The organism is Aestuariimicrobium sp. Y1814, from assembly GCF_050113895.1.
In the GTDB taxonomy this organism is placed as follows: domain Bacteria; phylum Actinomycetota; class Actinomycetes; order Propionibacteriales; family Propionibacteriaceae; genus Aestuariimicrobium.
Genome location: NZ_JBNJRW010000002.1, coordinates 226,276 through 241,321, shown reverse-complemented (window position 1 = coordinate 241,321; position 15,046 = coordinate 226,276). Strand labels below are relative to the sequence as shown.

The window sequence follows — 15,046 nt, the reverse complement described above, 5'->3', positions numbered from 1 at the left end:
GAATGCGCAGACTCCTCGTCCGGCTGGTGGCGGCAACGGCCGCGGCCATGCTGCTGGTCGCCGGGCTGCTCGTCGGCCCGCAGCAGGCGGTGGCCTGCGCCTGCGGGGCGGTCGTCTCCGACGGCACGGTCACCGGCGAGGTGGCCATCGTGGCCTGGGACGGCACCCGGCAGTCGATCGACCTGCAGATGCTGCTGGGCGAGCGCACCGAGGACGCCGGGTGGATCATGCCCACCCCGTCGCCGGCCGAGATCTCCCTGGGGGCCGACGCTGCGTTCACCATCATGGCTGATGTCTCAGCCCCGAGGGTCGTCGTCAAGCGGGTCTTTCGACCCTCGCTGTCCCGGTTGTTCCTGGCCGGGTCCGACGGCGCCCCCCGCGAGGTCGGGGCACGGGTGTTGAGCACCACCAGGGTGGGCCCGTTCACGGTGGCCACCCTCAGCGGCACCGACGCCACCGAGGTCAACCTGTGGCTGGGCGAGAACGGCTACCCCAGCCGCGACGACCTGGTGCCCACCTTCCAGAAGTACCTCGATCAGGGCTGGGTGTTGCAGGCGGTCAAGCTCACCGCCGAGGGCACCGATGCTGCCTTTGAGGACGCCCTGCCGACGCTGCGGATGACCTTCGAGACGGCCGAGCCGGTCTACCCGCTGCGGCTGTCGCGCCACGCGAAGGTCCACCAGGACGTGCGCCTCTACCTGCTCTCGGCCCACCCGATGGCGGTCGCTCAGCAGGCCGGTCCGCACCAGCTCACCCTGCTGTTCTCGGGCAAGGTGCCCAACCAGGACCTGCGCAACCCGCTGCTCATCGGCGAGCAGGTGCACCTGACCACCTATGAGGCCACCTACGAGCCCGAGGACATCGTCACCGACCTGACCTTCGCCCAGGACCCGTCCATGGTCGACTACCAGCGTGAGCACATCACCTACCACAACGTGGCCGGCCCGATGATCACCCTGGCGATGTTCGCGATGCTGCTGCTCGCCCCGTTGGCGCTGATCGTCGTGGTGGTGGCCAGGGTCACGGGCCGCGCAGCTCGGCGAGAATGAGCGGGTGGACGTCGTGGGCGGCGTCCTTGCCGAGGAACAGGTCGAGGTGGCCGTAGTGGGCCAGCCGGTGCAGGGTGTCACCCCGGTCGGGCCGGTGCTGCCGGAAGAACTCCCAGCTCAATTGTTGGCTTTCGGGCAGGAATGACAGGTTGTCCTCACCGGCGAAGAACGCGAAGCGGGCGTCGGTCTGCGGCGCCTCAGCGGTGAAGTCGTCGGGCAGCTTCGGGTTGTCGCTCACCTGGACCATGCGGCCGGCGGCGACGCAGGCACGCATGTGCGCGAAGAAGCTGACCGGCACCCGACCGAACTCGCCGCGCAGCCAGTCGTGGGTGGCCTCGTCCAGGTTGGCATGCGACCACAGCGCGGGTCGTCCAGCGCCGTAGGTGAAGCTGACCAGGCGGCAGACCGCGTTGTCACACTCACGGTGACCGGCCAGCACGGCGGTGCGGGTCAGCCAGCCCATGGCCGAGTCCGGCTGGTCGCCCCAGCCGGGGTCCAGATGCGGGGTGAGCCGGGTGAGCATCGGGGTCAGCGCATGGATCTTGAGCCGTGACCACCGAGGCAGCACCGGGTGCAGCGAGACCGCATTGGTGACGACGGTGTCGACCCCGGGCAGCAGGCCGGCCACCGCCGACATGGTGAACGAGGTCGACCCCTGGCAGTGGACCACCGCCTTCATGGTCGTGGCCCCGGTCAACTGCAACACGTGGCGCACCGCGTAGGGGTGGTCGTAGGCCGCCGCGTCGTCCAGCGTCCAGGGCACCGGCGGCAGGTCGATCGAGGCACGCCAGTTCAGCAGCCAGACGTCCCAGCCGTCCTCGAGCAGGGCGTCGACCAGCGTGCGCTGCACCGGCGGGCGAAACAGTTCGCCGCGCACCCCGGCCCCGTGGACGAGCATCACCGGGCCCCGCCAGGGTTCCGGGTGGCCCTCGGCGCGGACCCGCACCAGGGTCAGCGGCAGCCCGTCACCGGCGGTGAAGGCGTGCGACTCGGTGCGGTGGTCGGCGCGGGTGACGGCGCCGGTGAGTGTTTCAGGCATGGCTGCTGGCCGCCCTTCGTGATCGGTGACCGGGCCCGTAGACGTCCCACAGGGCCCCGATGAAGAACTTGCCGAACCGCCACAGGGACCGCAGCGGGGCCCGCCCGTCGGCGCGGAAGGTGGTCAGTTGCCGGGCGAAGTCGAGCGGTTTGATGCGCAGCACACCCGCGCCGATGACCTCACCGTCCTGGTCGTCGGGGTGGACGTGCCCACGGACCAGCGTCGTGTACAGGGTGGAGGTGTCGGTCCAGATGTCCAGGCCGGGGTCATTGCGCACCGTCTTGAACCCGTACAGCGTGACCGGTGCCCCCGAGGCGTCGTGCAGCCACAGCCGGTAGCGCATTTCGCGGGCCTCACCGAGGTCGACGAACAGGTTGAACCAGCCACGTTCGACGTCCATGTCACCGCCGAGCAGGTCTGAGCGGACGAAGCCGCGGGCGCTGCCCTGGTGCATCGCCTCGGTGGTGAAACTGTCCATCCTCGGGGCGGTGATGGTCAGTTCGAACATCAGCGCATGGCCCAGGGCCCGGGCACGCCTGGCCCCCGTGACGGGGTCGGTGGCGCCCAGGGTCACCCAGCCCTTCATCTGTTCGGTGAACTCCACCGAGCCGCCGTGGTCGCCGGGTTCGTCATCGTCCTGGTCGTAGCCCATGAACTGGTCCTCGCTGTCGGTGAGTGGCCCTGCGCCCAGCAGGCCGGTGTCGTCGCTGACCAGCCCGGCGCCCTCGAACTCGTCCTCGCCGCGCCGGCGGCGCTGGTCCTGCGGGGTGTGGCTGCGGGCGGGGTGGCCGAAGGCGGTCTCGAGCATCCGTTCGGTGGCGCGATCGGCGAGCGCGGCGATGGTCAGGGCCGGGTTGGGCCCGACCGGCCCGGGCATGGACGAGCCGTCGAGCACGAACAGGCCCGGGTGGCCGAACGCCTGGCCCCAGCTGTCAACCACCCCCTCGGTGTCGTGGCGGCCCATCGGCAGGCCCCCGAGCGGGTGCACGGTGACCACCCGTTGGGTGAACCACAAGGGGTTGTCATGGAAGTTCGCGTGCAGCACATCGGCCATCTGCCGCATGGTCTCGCGCAGGTCGTTGAAGTACTCCATGCTCGTCGAGGTGTGCCAGTCGACGTCCAGGTAGCCGCGGCGCAGGCTGATCACCCCGTCGGGCACGTCGCGGCCCATGCCCAGCAGGGGCAGCGAGCTGCTGCCGATGCGACCCTCGCCGACCATGCGGGCCACCTCGGCCGAGATGGTCGACTCGTTGCGGCCCCGCAGGCGATGCTGCAGCAGTTCGGCGGCCAGCCGGGCACCGCGGGCCATCGACTTGTGCATGGTCGAGGCCTCGATCAGCCAGTTGATGAACTCCGGGAACCCGGCTTCCTGGATGTAGTAGCCGCGGCCGGGTCGCCCGGCTGCATCGACGCCGTCGGGCACCCGGATGGAACTGGTGATCACCGGGCCGTACGAGCCGTCGATCAGCCGGGATCGTCCGCTGTCGGTGTCGACCTGGGCACCCATCAGGAAGGTCATCAGGTCACCGTTGCCGCTGAACCTGGTGCCCAGCGCGGGGCCGAGCGCGGGCAGGTGCACCCGGTTGCGCAGCAGCAGTTCGGTCGACCCGAGCGCACCGGCGGCCACGATCACCACGTCGCAGCGCAGCTTGCGCCGGGTGGCGGTGCGCCGACCGGAGTCGTCGGCGGTCTGGGAGTACTCGAGGTAGCCGACCTCGTAGCCCCCGCCGTCGAGGGGGACGATGGCGCTGGCCTTGGCCAGGGTGCGGATGTCGGCGCCGTGGTGCTTGGCGGCCGACAGGTAGGTGTGGTCCATTGTGTTCTTGGAGCCCTCGTTGCAGCCGATGTCGCACTCCCCGCACAGGCGGCAGCTCAGCCGGGTGACCCCGTGCAGGTTGCCGTACTCGGGGGTGGGCAGCACCTGCTTGGGGGCCGGGTCGTTGGGGTCGGCGCCGAAGCTGATCGCCAGCGGTGGGGAGAAGACCTCCAGCCCGAGGGCCTTGGCGGCATCCCGCAGGGCGACCGACTTGGCGATCTGCGGGTAGGGGGAGGGTTGCGGGGCCAGGAACTGTTCGACGGCGTCGTAGTGCGGGTCGAGTTCGCTGCGGCTGATCGGCCAGTTCTCATAGCCCCCGCCGGGCACCGGGTCGTCATGGACGAACCAGCGTTCGTCCTTGCGCAGCAACACGTTGGCGTAGACCAGTGACCCGCCGCCGAGCCCGGCCGCGACGACCGCCTCGAGCTTGCGGAAGGAGCGGACGTCGATCAGGCCGTAGAGGGAGTCCTTGGGTTCCCAGAAGTTGCGCTTCATCTCGTACGGCGTGCGCGCGAAGCTGCCGGGCGGGTAGGCCTGGCCGCGTTCCAGGAGCACTGTCGAGCGCCCGCCCTGGGCGAGGCGGTAGGCCGCGACCGACCCCCCGAAACCGGACCCGATCACGACCGCGTCCACGTGTTCGCCGTTCATCCCGTGCTCGATTCTGCGGAGGGACGGTACTCAGGTTTGGTAACCGTGTTGTCAGACTAGACCGGCGGTGCCACGCGGACAAGGACACGGGTGGGTTCCGGGGGGTGCGGGTCAGGGTCGTCGGGTTCAGGGACGATCTCCCCTCCCCTCCACCGCGGATGCGCAGGTTCCGTCGCGGGTCCTTCACTGGTGGTGAAGACTCTGGGCAGAAAGTGGCGCAACGGCGCTCCGTGGGCATTGCGGTGGGCCTCAGTCGAAGGGCCAGGCCTCGACCATCGGGCCGCGGCCCTCTTCGATGAAGTACTCGTGGCGGAAGCCCAGCGCGAAGAACTCGTCCGGGATCGCCAGCAGCTGCTTGGCATCCTCCTGGCTCTCGTGCGCGGCCAGCGCCGCCCGCTTGCGCATCACGGTCTCGTTGACGTTGACCTTCCAGGCCAGTTCCGACTCGGGGGTGCCGAAGGGGTTGCCGTCATCGCCGGGGGCATCGGGGTCGATGCCGCCGAGCTCGGGGTCGTACCCGTCGCGCATGGCATCGCGGTTCATGGTGGCCTGCAGCACCCGGGGCCGGCGGGCGGCCTGGTCGGCGGCCGCGTTCATCACCTTGTGCACCATGATGTGGTCGGGGTGGCCGTAGTTGCCGTGCCAGTCGTAGCCGACCAGCACGTCGGCGTCCTCCTCGTCGAGGATCCCCGCCACATCAGCGCCCACCACCTGCGGGTCGACGTTCATGAACGCCTCGGGGTCGTTGTTGCTGGCCCAGCCGTGCATGCCCGAGTCCTGGTGTTCGAGGAACACCAGCCGGTCAACCCCCAGGATCTCGGCGCTGGCCCGGGCCTCGCGGCGACGCACTTGCGAGACCGACTCGTCGGCATCACCGGTGCGGGTGCCCTGGGAGCCGTCGGTGCAGCAGATCCACACGACGCGGTGGCCCAGGTCGTGGGCCAGCGCCATCGTCCCGCCGGTCGAGGTGGCCTCGTCGTCGGGGTGCGCGTGCAGGAAGACCAGGGTCGCCATGTGTTCTCCATCGGTAGCGGGTACTCGCCGATTCAACCACGGTGGCGGCGCAACTGCGTTGCCGCAAGATGCCGGGCAAGGAGCAGGAATCGCAGTAAGTTCGGTGGCATGAGCGACCTGTCGATGCCCGAAGGCATGACCCTCGTCCCCGACCCCTTGCCCACGATCCGGATCAGCACCCCCGCTGTCGAGGCGGCCGTCGCCGTGCAGGGTGCCCAACTGATCGGTTGGCAGCCCGCCGGCGCCGCGCAGGTGCTGTACTTGAGCGACCAGTCCCGCTGGCAGCCGGGGGCGGCGGTCCGCGGCGGCATCCCAGTCTGCTTCCCCTGGTTCGCCGCGGGCCGCAACCACCTGGTCACCGCATCGGGGCACCCCGATGCGGTCGTGAGCCTCGAACCGGCCCACGGGTGGGCGCGGGTGACCGACTGGCAGCTGACCACGGCGTCCGTGGACGAGGACGGCACCGCGACCCTCACCTTCGAACTGCACGGTGCCGACCATGTCGATGCACCCCACCCCGAACTGTTCCCCGAGGACGCGACGCTGCGCTACACCCTGCGGATCGGTGCCGAGCTGGACCTCGAGCTGGAGGTCGTCGCCGGCACCACCCTGCTCGATGTCGAGACCCTGCTGCACACCTACCTGGCCGTCGAGGACATCTCCGAGGTGAGGGTCACCGGGCTGGACGGCACCCCGTTCTGGAGCAAGGTCACCCAGGAGTCGTCCACCCAGGATGGTGACGTGGTCTTCGCCGGCCCGGTCGACCAGATCCACGACACCACCGCGGCGGTGCAGGTGGTCGGCCCGCAGCGCACCATCGAGGTCACCACGACCGGGTCGAGCTCGACGGTGGTCTGGAACCCGTGGTCGCAAGGGGCTGCGACGATGGCGGACATGCCCGATGAGGACTACCGGCACATGGTCTGCGTCGAGTCGGGCAATGTCGTCAACCATGCCCTCACGGTGGGCCCGGGTGAGTCGCACGTGATGACGGTCAACTTCCGGGTCAGCTGAACCGTGGCCGCCCGTTCCATCCCCGCCGAGCCGAGGTTCACCACCGGCTCGGAGGCCGATGTCTGGCGGCGCCTTTTCCGCCAGCTGGACGGGTGCACCATCCTGCCCAACTTTCGACTGACTGACCGCGACAAGGACCATGAGGTTGACCTGGTGGCGCTGATGCCCGGGTCAGGCATCGTCACCATCGAGGTGAAGGGCTCCCACGTCTGGCACGACGGGGGCAACTGGCGGATCAGCCGCGACCAGGGTTCGGAGGTGGTCCACCCGGTCGACCAGGCCCGGGACGCCTGCTACGCGCTGCGCCACTACGTCGAGGCCGACCCCCGGTGGGGATCACGGGGGCGGCTGCGCTGGAGCCACCACGTGGTGCTGGCCAACACCCACCTGGGCGAGGACTTCCAGTTGCCGGACTGCCCCCGGTGGCAGGTGAGCGGCTCGTCCGACCTGGAGAACCTGGGCGAACGGGTCTGGGACACCACCTCGCTGCACCGCCGCGACGCGAGGGTCCCGACCGCCGAGGACATCGAGGTGGTCTGCGACATCCTGGCCGGGCGCAGCCTGCCCGCCGCCGACCCGGTCGCGCTGGCCGATGACCGGCGCACCCTGGCCGACCGGCTGACCATGGAACAGGCGAACCTGCTCAGCGTCATCCGGCTGGTACCCCGGGTCGAAGTGCGCGGCGGCGCCGGCAGCGGCAAGACCGTGCTCGCCCAGCGCCAGGCCAGTGACCTGGCCTCGGGACGCCTGACCGGCACCCGGCAGAAGGTCGCGGTGGTCTGCTACTCCTACGGCCTGGCCAAGCACCTGAAGCGCGAGCTGGAGGTCGGTTCACGCAAACACCGCCCCGCCTTCGTCGGCTCGTTCGAGGACCTGGCCCGCCGGTGGGGGGTGAGGGTCGACGGCAACCGCCTCGACTCGGACTACTGGGAGCAGCGCCTGCCTGCCCTGATGCTGGCGGCAGCCGCCGGGTTGGCCGAGGACCAGCTGTTCGACTCGATCATCATCGACGAGTCCCAGGACTTCGCCACCGACTGGTGGCACGTGCTGGTGGCGGGCCTGCGTGACCCGGAGCAGGGCGGCCTCTACGCCTACACCGACGAACGGCAGCGGGTCTTCGAACGCTTCGGACGACCCCCGATCGCGCTGGTGCCGCTGGTGCTCGACCACAACCTGCGCAACACCCGCCAGATCGGGGCGAGTTTCGTGCCGCTGGCACCGACGTCGATGCAGCTGCGTGGCCCTGAGGGACCCGAGGTCACCTTCGTCGCCGCCGGCCCGGACGAGGCGCTGGACGTCGCCGACGACCAGGTCGAAGAACTGCTCAACGAGGGGTGGCGGCCCGGTGACATCGCCCTGCTGACCACCGGCCGTCGCCACCCGGTGCAGGCCGAGCGGCAGGAGTCCTTGGGCTTCAATGACTACTGGGATGACTTCTGGTCCGACGAGGACGTCTTCTACAGCCACGTGCTGGGCTTCAAGGGGCTCGAACGCAAGGCCGTGGTGCTGTGCATCAACGAGGACGGCAGCCGTGACCGCGGCCGCGAGCGGCTCTACGTGGGGCTGTCGCGGGCCAGTGACCGGCTGGTCGTGGTGGGTGATCGCGAGGTCATCGCCCGGATGGGTGGGGCCGAGGCGGCCGACGCGCTGGTCGGCCCCTGACCGGGTGTGCCGGGCCGGCGACGCTCTCACATGCTGGGCCCCCGGCCGGTCGGTGACCCCGGCGGCGGTGACCATGGGGGGCATGGTGACCTCGAGGACAATGCCCACCCCAGCGGGGAAACTGGTCGCGCTGCTGACGGCACTGGTGCTCACGCTGGGCCTGGCCGGCTGCTCGGACGACCAGCTCGACGGCGAAGCGGCGGCCGCCACGGTCCAGGGCTTCTTCGACGTGCTGAACCGGGAGACCGGCAAGCCGACCGACTTCGAACCCTTCGTGACCGGGGTCAGGACGCCGCCCCGCTGTGGCGGACGAGCCCGATCATGAGCCGGGTCGAGTTCACCGTGGTGCCGACCGACTCGGCGCTGCAGATCTGCCACCAGTTCTCGGTGGACCTGAGCTACGGCTACATACCCCGCGGTGAGCTGCGCAAGCGCAGCGAGCCGGTGCCGACCACCTTCACCGGCTGCACCACCCAGGGCAGTTCCACCATGGAGTGGCGCACCTGAGACTGCTACTGCCCCCCGCCGACCTCGTCCCAGCCCACCGAGGTGGTCAGGTCGACCTCGTTGCCCTCGGGGTCGGCGATCGTCCACCAGGTGGGTGAGGCATCGCGCACCACGGTGCCGCCGGCGGCCAGCGCGGCCGCCAGTCGCTGCTCCAGCTGGTCGTCGGGCACGAACAGGTCGAGGTGGATGCGGTTGCGCTGCGCACGTCGTGCGGTGTCGTCGGCCTCGAGGTCCTGCAGTACCACGGGCATGGTGAGCTGGTGCGGGTTGACCAGGTCAGTCACCCCTTCGCGGGGGTCCTCGGCGTAGCCGAGCACGACCTGCCAGAAGCGGCGCACGGCGGGAATGTCGACCGCGTCGATGACGACCTGGTGGAAGCGTGGCAGGGCCACGTCGGCCACCGCGCCCAGGTCACGGGCGGCCACCTGCACCTGGGCGGCCAACTGCTCGTAGCCCTCATCGGTCTCCCAGCGGTCCTTGCCGGTGTCCAGCACCACCAGCCCCGGCCGCAGGTCGATCCCCAGCGGCAACCCGGCCCGGTCGGCGAGCGCCGCGGCCGCCTCGGCCACTCGTCCGGCCTGTGCGGCACCCTCGACGCGGTAGCAGGCCAGCGCGCTGAAGACCAGCCGCCAGTCCTCGGTCGCCGCACCCTCCCAGCGGTCGGCCCCATCGACCAGCGGGAGCAGGTCGACTTCGTTGCCCTCGGCGTCGGCCACGGTGGCGTAGTACCCGTGGTTGGCCACCGCCGACGCTCCCAGCCCGGGCATCTCGGCGAGCACCTCGCGGGCCCGCTCGGCCGTGGTGACCGCATCGACGTGCAGTCGGTTGCGCAGCGGACGAGCAGCGTCCTGACCCTGGAACCAGATCGCAGCATTGCGTCGCAGGGGGTCGGCGAGCACCTGGTCACCGGCCGGCCGGTAGCCCAGCACCCGCGCCCAGAACGGGGCCACCACCGCCCGGTCGAGCGCGTCGACGGCCACCTGCAGGTCCTGGAGCACGCCCGGGTCAGCGGTGAAGCCACGGTCAGCGGCGGTCGCGCTGATCGCGCGGGCCAACTCGACGTCGACGGCGGTGAGCCCATCGTCCTGCGAGGTGGGCAGTCGGACGCGGACGCCGGCGGCGCGCACGTCCGCGTCCAGGGTGCGATCAGCCTGCTCCGCGAGGTCGGCGGCACGGGCAGCGAGCGCGGCCCCGTCACGGTGGGAAGGGGTGGTGAACCAGGCCGCCGCGCCCTCACCGAGGACCCGCCAGGCACCCAGCCCGTCGCTGCGCTGCCACTGCCGGGCGGTGAGGGGAGACGCGTCATCAGCCATGGGCCCAGCCTGCCACCCGAGCGGGCCCCTGACCCGGTTCGGGGCAGGATGGTGCCCGGAGGTTCTCGATGACTCACCAACCACAGCATCCCTACTACCCGGCCGCCAACCAGCCGCACCCCGCCGCCGCGTGGCAGGGGCAGGAGCCGGCGCCACCCCGGAAGAAGAGGCGGGCCAGCACCGTCATCGGGGTACTGGTCGTGGTGGCCGTGGTTGCCGTCGGGCTCGGCGTTGGGGCGATCACCCGCGGGCCGGAGCAGGCGATCGAGACCTTCTTCGCGCTCCTGAACGAACCCTCCCCGAGCACGCGCGACTTCCAGCAGGTCACCACCGGCGTCGGGATTGGCGGGATCCTGGAAGCGCGCGCCTCCTCCGAGCCGGGGGGCTACTCGGTGGTTTCCATCGGTGAACACTCCCATGGCTTCGTCCGGGTGACCTGGTCACACCAGGGGGACGAGTTCACCAACGACATCCCGGTGACCAAGGAAGGCAGTTCCTGGAAGCTGGTCAAGCCGTTCCCCACGGTGGCCTTCCTCTCCCCTGACCACCTGCGGTTCCAGGCCAACGGGAAGTCCACGCTGGTGAACTCCCAACGCCTGTACTACCCGGGCCACTACACGATCACCCCGCTGGCGAACACCAACTACGACCCGGTCTTCTGGGTGCCTCGTAAGCCGACCTTCGACCTGGCGCCGGCCGAGGTGCGTCAGATCACGATCGAGGGGCACCTGACCGATGAGGCAGCCGCCAGCACGCGGCAGAGCGTCATCGACGCCTTCGCCGAGTGCCTGTCCGATGACAACTTCACCGGCTACATCAGGTGCCCGTTCATGCCGCGCCGCCCCGACAACGCCATCGCTCGACCTGAAGTGGTGTGGTCGAGTGACCCGGCTGATGCCGGTCGGCAGCCCAAGCTGGTGGACAACCCGTCGGTGCAGGCGCCCTGCTACGAGATCACCGGCACGCTGGTCCACACCTACACGACCGTCGACAACACCCGGGCCACCGGACGAGAACCTCTGGCGACCAAGGGCTGTGTGTTCCAGGGGACGGTCACCTGGCGCTGAGCAGGCACTGAGCCCCGGCATGGCACGGTTGTTCGGGAGTTCGGTGGTTCGAAAGTTCAGTGGTTCGGAAGTTCGACGAGGTCAAGAGGCTCGACGGGGTCGAGGAGGTTCAACGATGGCGAAACAGGCATGGGAGTCCGACAAGTCCTGGGACCAGACCGCCGGGGCCAAGGTGGTGGCGGTCATCCTGGTCATCGCCGTGGGGTGGCTGGGCTTCGGGCAACAGGCCATCGACCCCGGTCCTGAGCGGGCAGTGCGGGGGTTCTTCGATGCCCTGAGCAAGCCCGGGGTGACCAGCAACGAGCTGACCGACTACGTCAACGGCACCATCACCTCCCGGGTCCGTGAGGCCCTGGCCCTGGCACCCGGGGGCACCTACACCGTCACCTCGGTGGACCAGGTCAGCCGCGGGAACGTCCGGGTGGGGTTCACCCACCAGGGCGAGGAGTTCACCTCCGAGATGCCCGTCCGCCGGGTCAGCGGCACCTGGAAGCTGTACAACCCCTTCCCCAGGGTCACCTTCAACGGGGAGACCGAGCGGCAGTCCCTGCAGTTCCAGCTCAACTCGGCCACTCGGGAGGTGATGTTCACCAATCAGACCTACACCCTCGTCCCCGGCGTGCACACCGTCACCCCCCAGCCCCCGTCCAGCAGCACCCCGCTGTTCTGGGAGCCGCGTTCGACCACGGTGAAGGTGGCGCCCTCGGCCCTGCGGACGGACGTCGACCTGGAACCCCGCCTGACTGCAACGGCCACCGAGGAACTCATCGAACTGGTCCGCGACAACCTGAACACCTGCCTGGAGTCCGAGGTGTTGCGGCCGTCGGGCTGCCCCAACCAGGTCACGCCGGCGTCCAATGCTGACCTCCAGGCCCCCGCGAGCTGGCGGATATCGCCGGAGGTGCCGTCCATCGCCTATGTCGGGGACTCGACAGTGACACAGCCCTGCTTCCTGGTGGACGCCCGGCTGACCTACGAGTACCGCACCACGGCAGGTGAGCCGACCAGCGCCACCCTGCGAACCTGGCCCAACAAGGGCTGTGTGCGGGCGACCCCGGACCTGAGGCTCACCTGGGAGTATTAGCGGCCCCTGGCACCGCGGCTGCGCCGCCCACTGACCGGTCTGCGAAACAGCGTGACCCCGGGGTCATGGCACCATGATGGCCGGAGGTGCCCCCATGTCCTACCCACCACAGTCCCCCGGCAGCGGCTACCAGCCGAACTCTGCCACCCCGCCACCCAGCTGGGAACAGCAAGCCCCACAGGGCTGGAACCAGCAGGGTCAGCAGGCCCCGCAGGGCTGGAACCAACCAGGTCCCCAGGTCCAGCCCAGTGCGCAGGACTGGGGCCAGGGTCAGCAGGCCTGGGGCCAGGACCAGGGCTGGAACCAGCAGGGACAGCAGCAGGGATGGGGCCAGCAGGGTTGGGACCAGGGCCATCCCCAGGCGTGGGCAACAACGCCGCAGCCCAAGAAGGCGAACACCGGGCTGGTCGCGATCCTGGTGGCGGTGGCGGTCCTGGTCGCCGGCGTCGGTGTCTGGGCGCTCACCAACAACCGCAACGGCGCCGAGCCCACCGTCGAGGCGTTCTTCGAGCTGCTGAACACCCAGCAGCCCAGTTACCGCGAGTTCAGCTGGCACGTGACCGGCATCGACTACAAGAATGTCTATGACGCGACCCGGCACCACCCCGGTGGCACCTGGAGCCTGATCTCGGTGGGTGAGGCGACCGACGACAAGGTCAGCGTCACCTGGAAGCACAACGAGCAGGAGTACACCCACGACTTCGAGCTGCGCAAGGAGGGCGACAGGACCAAGCTGTACAAGCCGTTCTCGTACGTGACGTTCACCTCGCAGTCACGGGTGCGCTTCGTGTTGAACCCCGGCGATGACGTCGGTGTCTTCCTGAACCAGCAGGTGGCCCTGTTCCCCGGCAGCTACACGATCACCCCGATCCCCAGCTACACCGGCAGCGAGCCCATCTGGGAGCCCGCCGAGCCCACCCTGGACATGGCCCCCGGGGTGATCCAGACCCTGGACGTCGGGGCCAAGCTCACCGAGGATGCTGACGCGAAGTTCAAGAAGGCCGTTGTCGACGCCTTCAACGAATGCATCGCCTCGACGTCGTTCTACCCGCCGTCGTGCCCCTTCCGGGCCGACCCCCGTCCGACCGACTCCCTGGGCAGCCAGGCCAAGTGGAGCGCCACCCCGTCCGATGCCGCGAACAACGCGGCCTACGTCGAAACGTCGGGCATTGACCAGCCCTGCTACCAGTTCACGGCACAGATCAGGTACAGCTACCAGACTCGCGAGGGCGTCGTCCGGGAGTCGAATGCCGCCGACCTCACCATGACCGGCTGCGTGTACGCATCCCTGAGCAGCAACCGGGTGACCTGGCAACGCTGAGCCTGCCCGGGTCGTCCGGGAACAGCACGGCGCCCCGCAACTGTGCGGGGCGCCGTGTTTGGTGTTCAGCTGGCCTTGGCGGCCGTGCGTTCCGGGGCGAGCACTTCACCCCAGGAGGTGACCTCGGGGTGCTGGCGCAACAGTGCGCGGCGCTCCCGTTCAGTCAGGCCACCCCAGATGCCCCACTCCAGACGGTTGTCGAGGGCTTCGATGAGGCAATCCTGTCGGACCGGGCAGCCGATGCAGATCGCTGCGGCCCGCTTCTGCTGCTTGCCCTCGGGGAACAAATCGTCCTCGGCTCCGCGGCAACGAGCCAGCTCAACCCAGGACTGGTGAGGGAGCTTGGTATCAACCATGTACAGCCTCCTTTGACGGTCCAGCCCGCGTGTGACTGGGGTCGTACAATGTTTGTTCAACCTTGTGGACGAAACATTTCCAGAGTTGCCATGGGCTGTCTACCCCCCCTTTTGGCAGGGTTGAGGAAACCTCAAGGTTTGGTCACGAACCCGCCCCGAACCGGTGGGACGAACGGGTTTGTGGCACAGTCGCCTACGTCCCCTAGGTTGCGCGGAGGCGTTGTGTACACGGTGAAGCAGGTGGTCGCCATGACCGGCATCACCGCCGCTCGCCTGCGGGCCTGGGAGCGCCGCTACGGTGTGGTCACCCCGCAGCGCACCGACGCCAAGTACCGCCGCTACGACGAGACCGACGTGCAGCGCCTGCGCACGATGGTGCAGCTGGTCGACTCGGGGGTCGGCCCCGCCGAGGCCGCCAGCATCGTCCTGTCCCAGGACCAGCCCCGCGACCAGCGCGGCCACGACAACATCCCGCCACCCGGTGACCTGGCCGATGCCGCCGGCGCCCTCGACGTCACCCGGATGGCCCGCATCCTGGCCAGGGCGCTGGTCCTCGACGACTTCGAGGCCGCCTGCGACGGGTGGCTCACCGAGGCGGTGACCGAACTCGACGTGCGCCGCAAGCGCGGTGAGCTGCTCGACGTGCACGTCCGCGCTGCCGAACAGGCGATCGTGCTGCGGCTGGTCGTGATGTTCCACCAGGCCAGCGCCACCGCCCCCACCTGGCAGGGGTCGCGACCCAGCGTCGCCCCCATGGTGCTGCTCGGCCAGCAGGAACACGACGGTCGAGACCTGGTGCCGATGCTGTTCTCGGTGGCGCTGCGCCGCCACGGGGTCGACTCCCGCTACCTGGGCCGGGCGATCAGCACCGAGGGCTGGCAGCAGGCGGTGCGCCAGCTGCGCCCGCGCGCCGTGGCGATCTCGACCTCCAGCGCCCGCGGACGACGCGAGTCCCGCGAAGTGTCAGCCACGCTGGGCGCCTCCAGCCCGCCGGTCCAGGTCTGGCTCGGTGGCCCCGGGCACGACCCGTCCGAGGCGTGGGTGCTGCCGCTGCACATGCGGGCGGCCACCCACGCGATGCTGGGCCAGTTGCGCGGCGGCACGCTGCCCCGCTCGGCGCCCAGCGCCCCGTCGGTCAGCCCGGACGAGTAGCCGG

Annotated in this window: 14 protein-coding genes; 9 read left to right on the top strand and 5 right to left on the bottom strand. The window is 69.8% G+C overall.

From position 1 onward, the window contains the following. Positions 1 to 2: 2 nt before the first annotated feature. Complete coding sequence (locus ACQE3C_RS03405) at positions 3 to 1,049, top strand: DUF2330 domain-containing protein (protein ID WP_434537795.1); 1,047 nt, start codon at positions 3 to 5, stop codon at positions 1,047 to 1,049. Here the strand turns inward: ACQE3C_RS03405 and ACQE3C_RS03400 are convergent. The 3 genes from ACQE3C_RS03400 to ACQE3C_RS03390 all read right to left on the bottom strand — a co-directional run bounded on the left by ACQE3C_RS03400 (position 1,021) and on the right by ACQE3C_RS03390 (position 5,566). After that, positions 1,021 to 2,088, bottom strand: coding sequence for a hypothetical protein (locus tag ACQE3C_RS03400; RefSeq protein WP_434537794.1), 1,068 nt, complete (start codon positions 2,086 to 2,088; stop codon positions 1,021 to 1,023). The genes ACQE3C_RS03405 and ACQE3C_RS03400 overlap by 29 nt on opposite strands. Then, positions 2,081 to 4,552 (bottom strand): GMC oxidoreductase, encoded by a 2,472-nt coding sequence (locus ACQE3C_RS03395; protein ID WP_434537793.1) that lies wholly within the window; start codon positions 4,550 to 4,552, stop codon positions 2,081 to 2,083. Before ACQE3C_RS03395 ends, ACQE3C_RS03400 begins: the two co-directional genes overlap by 8 nt. A 249-nt stretch (positions 4,553 to 4,801) precedes the next feature. Next, positions 4,802 to 5,566, bottom strand: coding sequence for a PIG-L deacetylase family protein (locus ACQE3C_RS03390; protein WP_434537792.1), 765 nt, complete (start codon positions 5,564 to 5,566; stop codon positions 4,802 to 4,804). Positions 5,567 to 5,674: 108 nt separating this feature from the next. On the opposite strand from ACQE3C_RS03390, the gene ACQE3C_RS03385 reads away from it, so the two are divergent. The 4 genes from ACQE3C_RS03385 (at position 5,675) to ACQE3C_RS03370 (ending at position 8,749) form a co-directional block, all read left to right on the top strand. Beyond that, positions 5,675 to 6,580, top strand: coding sequence for a D-hexose-6-phosphate mutarotase (locus ACQE3C_RS03385; protein ID WP_434537791.1), 906 nt, complete (start codon positions 5,675 to 5,677; stop codon positions 6,578 to 6,580). 3 nt (positions 6,581 to 6,583) lie between these two features. Next, entirely contained in the window at positions 6,584 to 8,242 is a 1,659-nt protein-coding gene (locus ACQE3C_RS03380) for an NERD domain-containing protein (protein WP_434537790.1), read from the top strand. 100 nt (positions 8,243 to 8,342) lie between these two features. Then, positions 8,343 to 8,567, top strand: coding sequence for a hypothetical protein (locus ACQE3C_RS03375; RefSeq protein ID WP_434537789.1), 225 nt, complete (start codon positions 8,343 to 8,345; stop codon positions 8,565 to 8,567). Continuing rightward, the gene (locus tag ACQE3C_RS03370) at positions 8,564 to 8,749 is read left to right on the top strand and encodes a hypothetical protein (RefSeq protein ID WP_434537788.1); all 186 of its coding nucleotides are present in this window, start codon (positions 8,564 to 8,566) and stop codon (positions 8,747 to 8,749) included. Before ACQE3C_RS03375 ends, ACQE3C_RS03370 begins: the two co-directional genes overlap by 4 nt. 5 nt (positions 8,750 to 8,754) lie before the next feature. Here ACQE3C_RS03370 and ACQE3C_RS03365 read toward each other — a convergent pair whose 3' ends face one another. Next, positions 8,755 to 10,062 (bottom strand): VOC family protein, encoded by a 1,308-nt coding sequence (locus ACQE3C_RS03365; protein WP_434537787.1) that lies wholly within the window; start codon positions 10,060 to 10,062, stop codon positions 8,755 to 8,757. A 68-nt stretch (positions 10,063 to 10,130) separates the two neighbouring features. Here ACQE3C_RS03365 and ACQE3C_RS03360 point away from each other — a divergent pair, with 68 nt between their 5' ends. The 3 genes from ACQE3C_RS03360 (at position 10,131) to ACQE3C_RS03350 (ending at position 13,534) form a co-directional block, all read left to right on the top strand. Beyond that, positions 10,131 to 11,129: a hypothetical protein gene (locus ACQE3C_RS03360; RefSeq protein WP_434537786.1), complete on the top strand. Its 999-nt coding sequence runs from the start codon at positions 10,131 to 10,133 to the stop codon at positions 11,127 to 11,129. A 115-nt stretch (positions 11,130 to 11,244) separates the two neighbouring features. Next, positions 11,245 to 12,213, top strand: coding sequence for a hypothetical protein (locus ACQE3C_RS03355; RefSeq protein WP_434537785.1), 969 nt, complete (start codon positions 11,245 to 11,247; stop codon positions 12,211 to 12,213). Between the two features lie 94 nt (positions 12,214 to 12,307). Beyond that, entirely contained in the window at positions 12,308 to 13,534 is a 1,227-nt protein-coding gene (locus ACQE3C_RS03350) for a hypothetical protein (RefSeq protein ID WP_434537784.1), read from the top strand. A 65-nt stretch (positions 13,535 to 13,599) separates the two neighbouring features. On the opposite strand, the gene ACQE3C_RS03345 is transcribed toward ACQE3C_RS03350, so the two are convergent. After that, a complete protein-coding gene (locus tag ACQE3C_RS03345; protein WP_434537783.1) occupies positions 13,600 to 13,890 on the bottom strand; it encodes a WhiB family transcriptional regulator in 291 nt (96 codons plus the stop codon). A 48-nt stretch (positions 13,891 to 13,938) separates the two neighbouring features. Here ACQE3C_RS03345 and ACQE3C_RS03340 point away from each other — a divergent pair, with 48 nt between their 5' ends. Then, positions 13,939 to 15,042, top strand: a complete 1,104-nt coding sequence (locus ACQE3C_RS03340; RefSeq protein WP_434537782.1) for a MerR family transcriptional regulator — start codon at positions 13,939 to 13,941, stop codon at positions 15,040 to 15,042. The last annotated feature ends 4 nt before the right edge of the window (positions 15,043 to 15,046 follow it).

What these genes read in the sequence shown, in the direction of transcription:
- ACQE3C_RS03375 (WP_434537789.1), top strand. Translation starts at nt 8,343, where the DNA reads ATGCCCACCCCAGCGGGGAAACTGGTCGCGCTGCTGACGGCACTGGTG.
- ACQE3C_RS03385 (WP_434537791.1), top strand. Translation starts at nt 5,675, where the DNA reads ATGAGCGACCTGTCGATGCCCGAAGGCATGACCCTCGTCCCCGACCCC.
- ACQE3C_RS03405 (WP_434537795.1), top strand. Translation starts at nt 3, where the DNA reads ATGCGCAGACTCCTCGTCCGGCTGGTGGCGGCAACGGCCGCGGCCATG.
- ACQE3C_RS03365 (WP_434537787.1), bottom strand. Translation starts at nt 10,062, where the DNA reads ATGGCTGATGACGCGTCTCCCCTCACCGCCCGGCAGTGGCAGCGCAGC.
- ACQE3C_RS03345 (WP_434537783.1), bottom strand. Translation starts at nt 13,890, where the DNA reads ATGGTTGATACCAAGCTCCCTCACCAGTCCTGGGTTGAGCTGGCTCGT.
- ACQE3C_RS03395 (WP_434537793.1), bottom strand. Translation starts at nt 4,552, where the DNA reads ATGAACGGCGAACACGTGGACGCGGTCGTGATCGGGTCCGGTTTCGGG.
- ACQE3C_RS03360 (WP_434537786.1), top strand. Translation starts at nt 10,131, where the DNA reads ATGACTCACCAACCACAGCATCCCTACTACCCGGCCGCCAACCAGCCG.
- ACQE3C_RS03340 (WP_434537782.1), top strand. Translation starts at nt 13,939, where the DNA reads ATGTTTGTTCAACCTTGTGGACGAAACATTTCCAGAGTTGCCATGGGC.
- ACQE3C_RS03390 (WP_434537792.1), bottom strand. Translation starts at nt 5,566, where the DNA reads ATGGCGACCCTGGTCTTCCTGCACGCGCACCCCGACGACGAGGCCACC.
- ACQE3C_RS03370 (WP_434537788.1), top strand. Translation starts at nt 8,564, where the DNA reads ATGAGCCGGGTCGAGTTCACCGTGGTGCCGACCGACTCGGCGCTGCAG.
- ACQE3C_RS03355 (WP_434537785.1), top strand. Translation starts at nt 11,245, where the DNA reads ATGGCGAAACAGGCATGGGAGTCCGACAAGTCCTGGGACCAGACCGCC.
- ACQE3C_RS03400 (WP_434537794.1), bottom strand. Translation starts at nt 2,088, where the DNA reads ATGCCTGAAACACTCACCGGCGCCGTCACCCGCGCCGACCACCGCACC.
- ACQE3C_RS03350 (WP_434537784.1), top strand. Translation starts at nt 12,308, where the DNA reads ATGTCCTACCCACCACAGTCCCCCGGCAGCGGCTACCAGCCGAACTCT.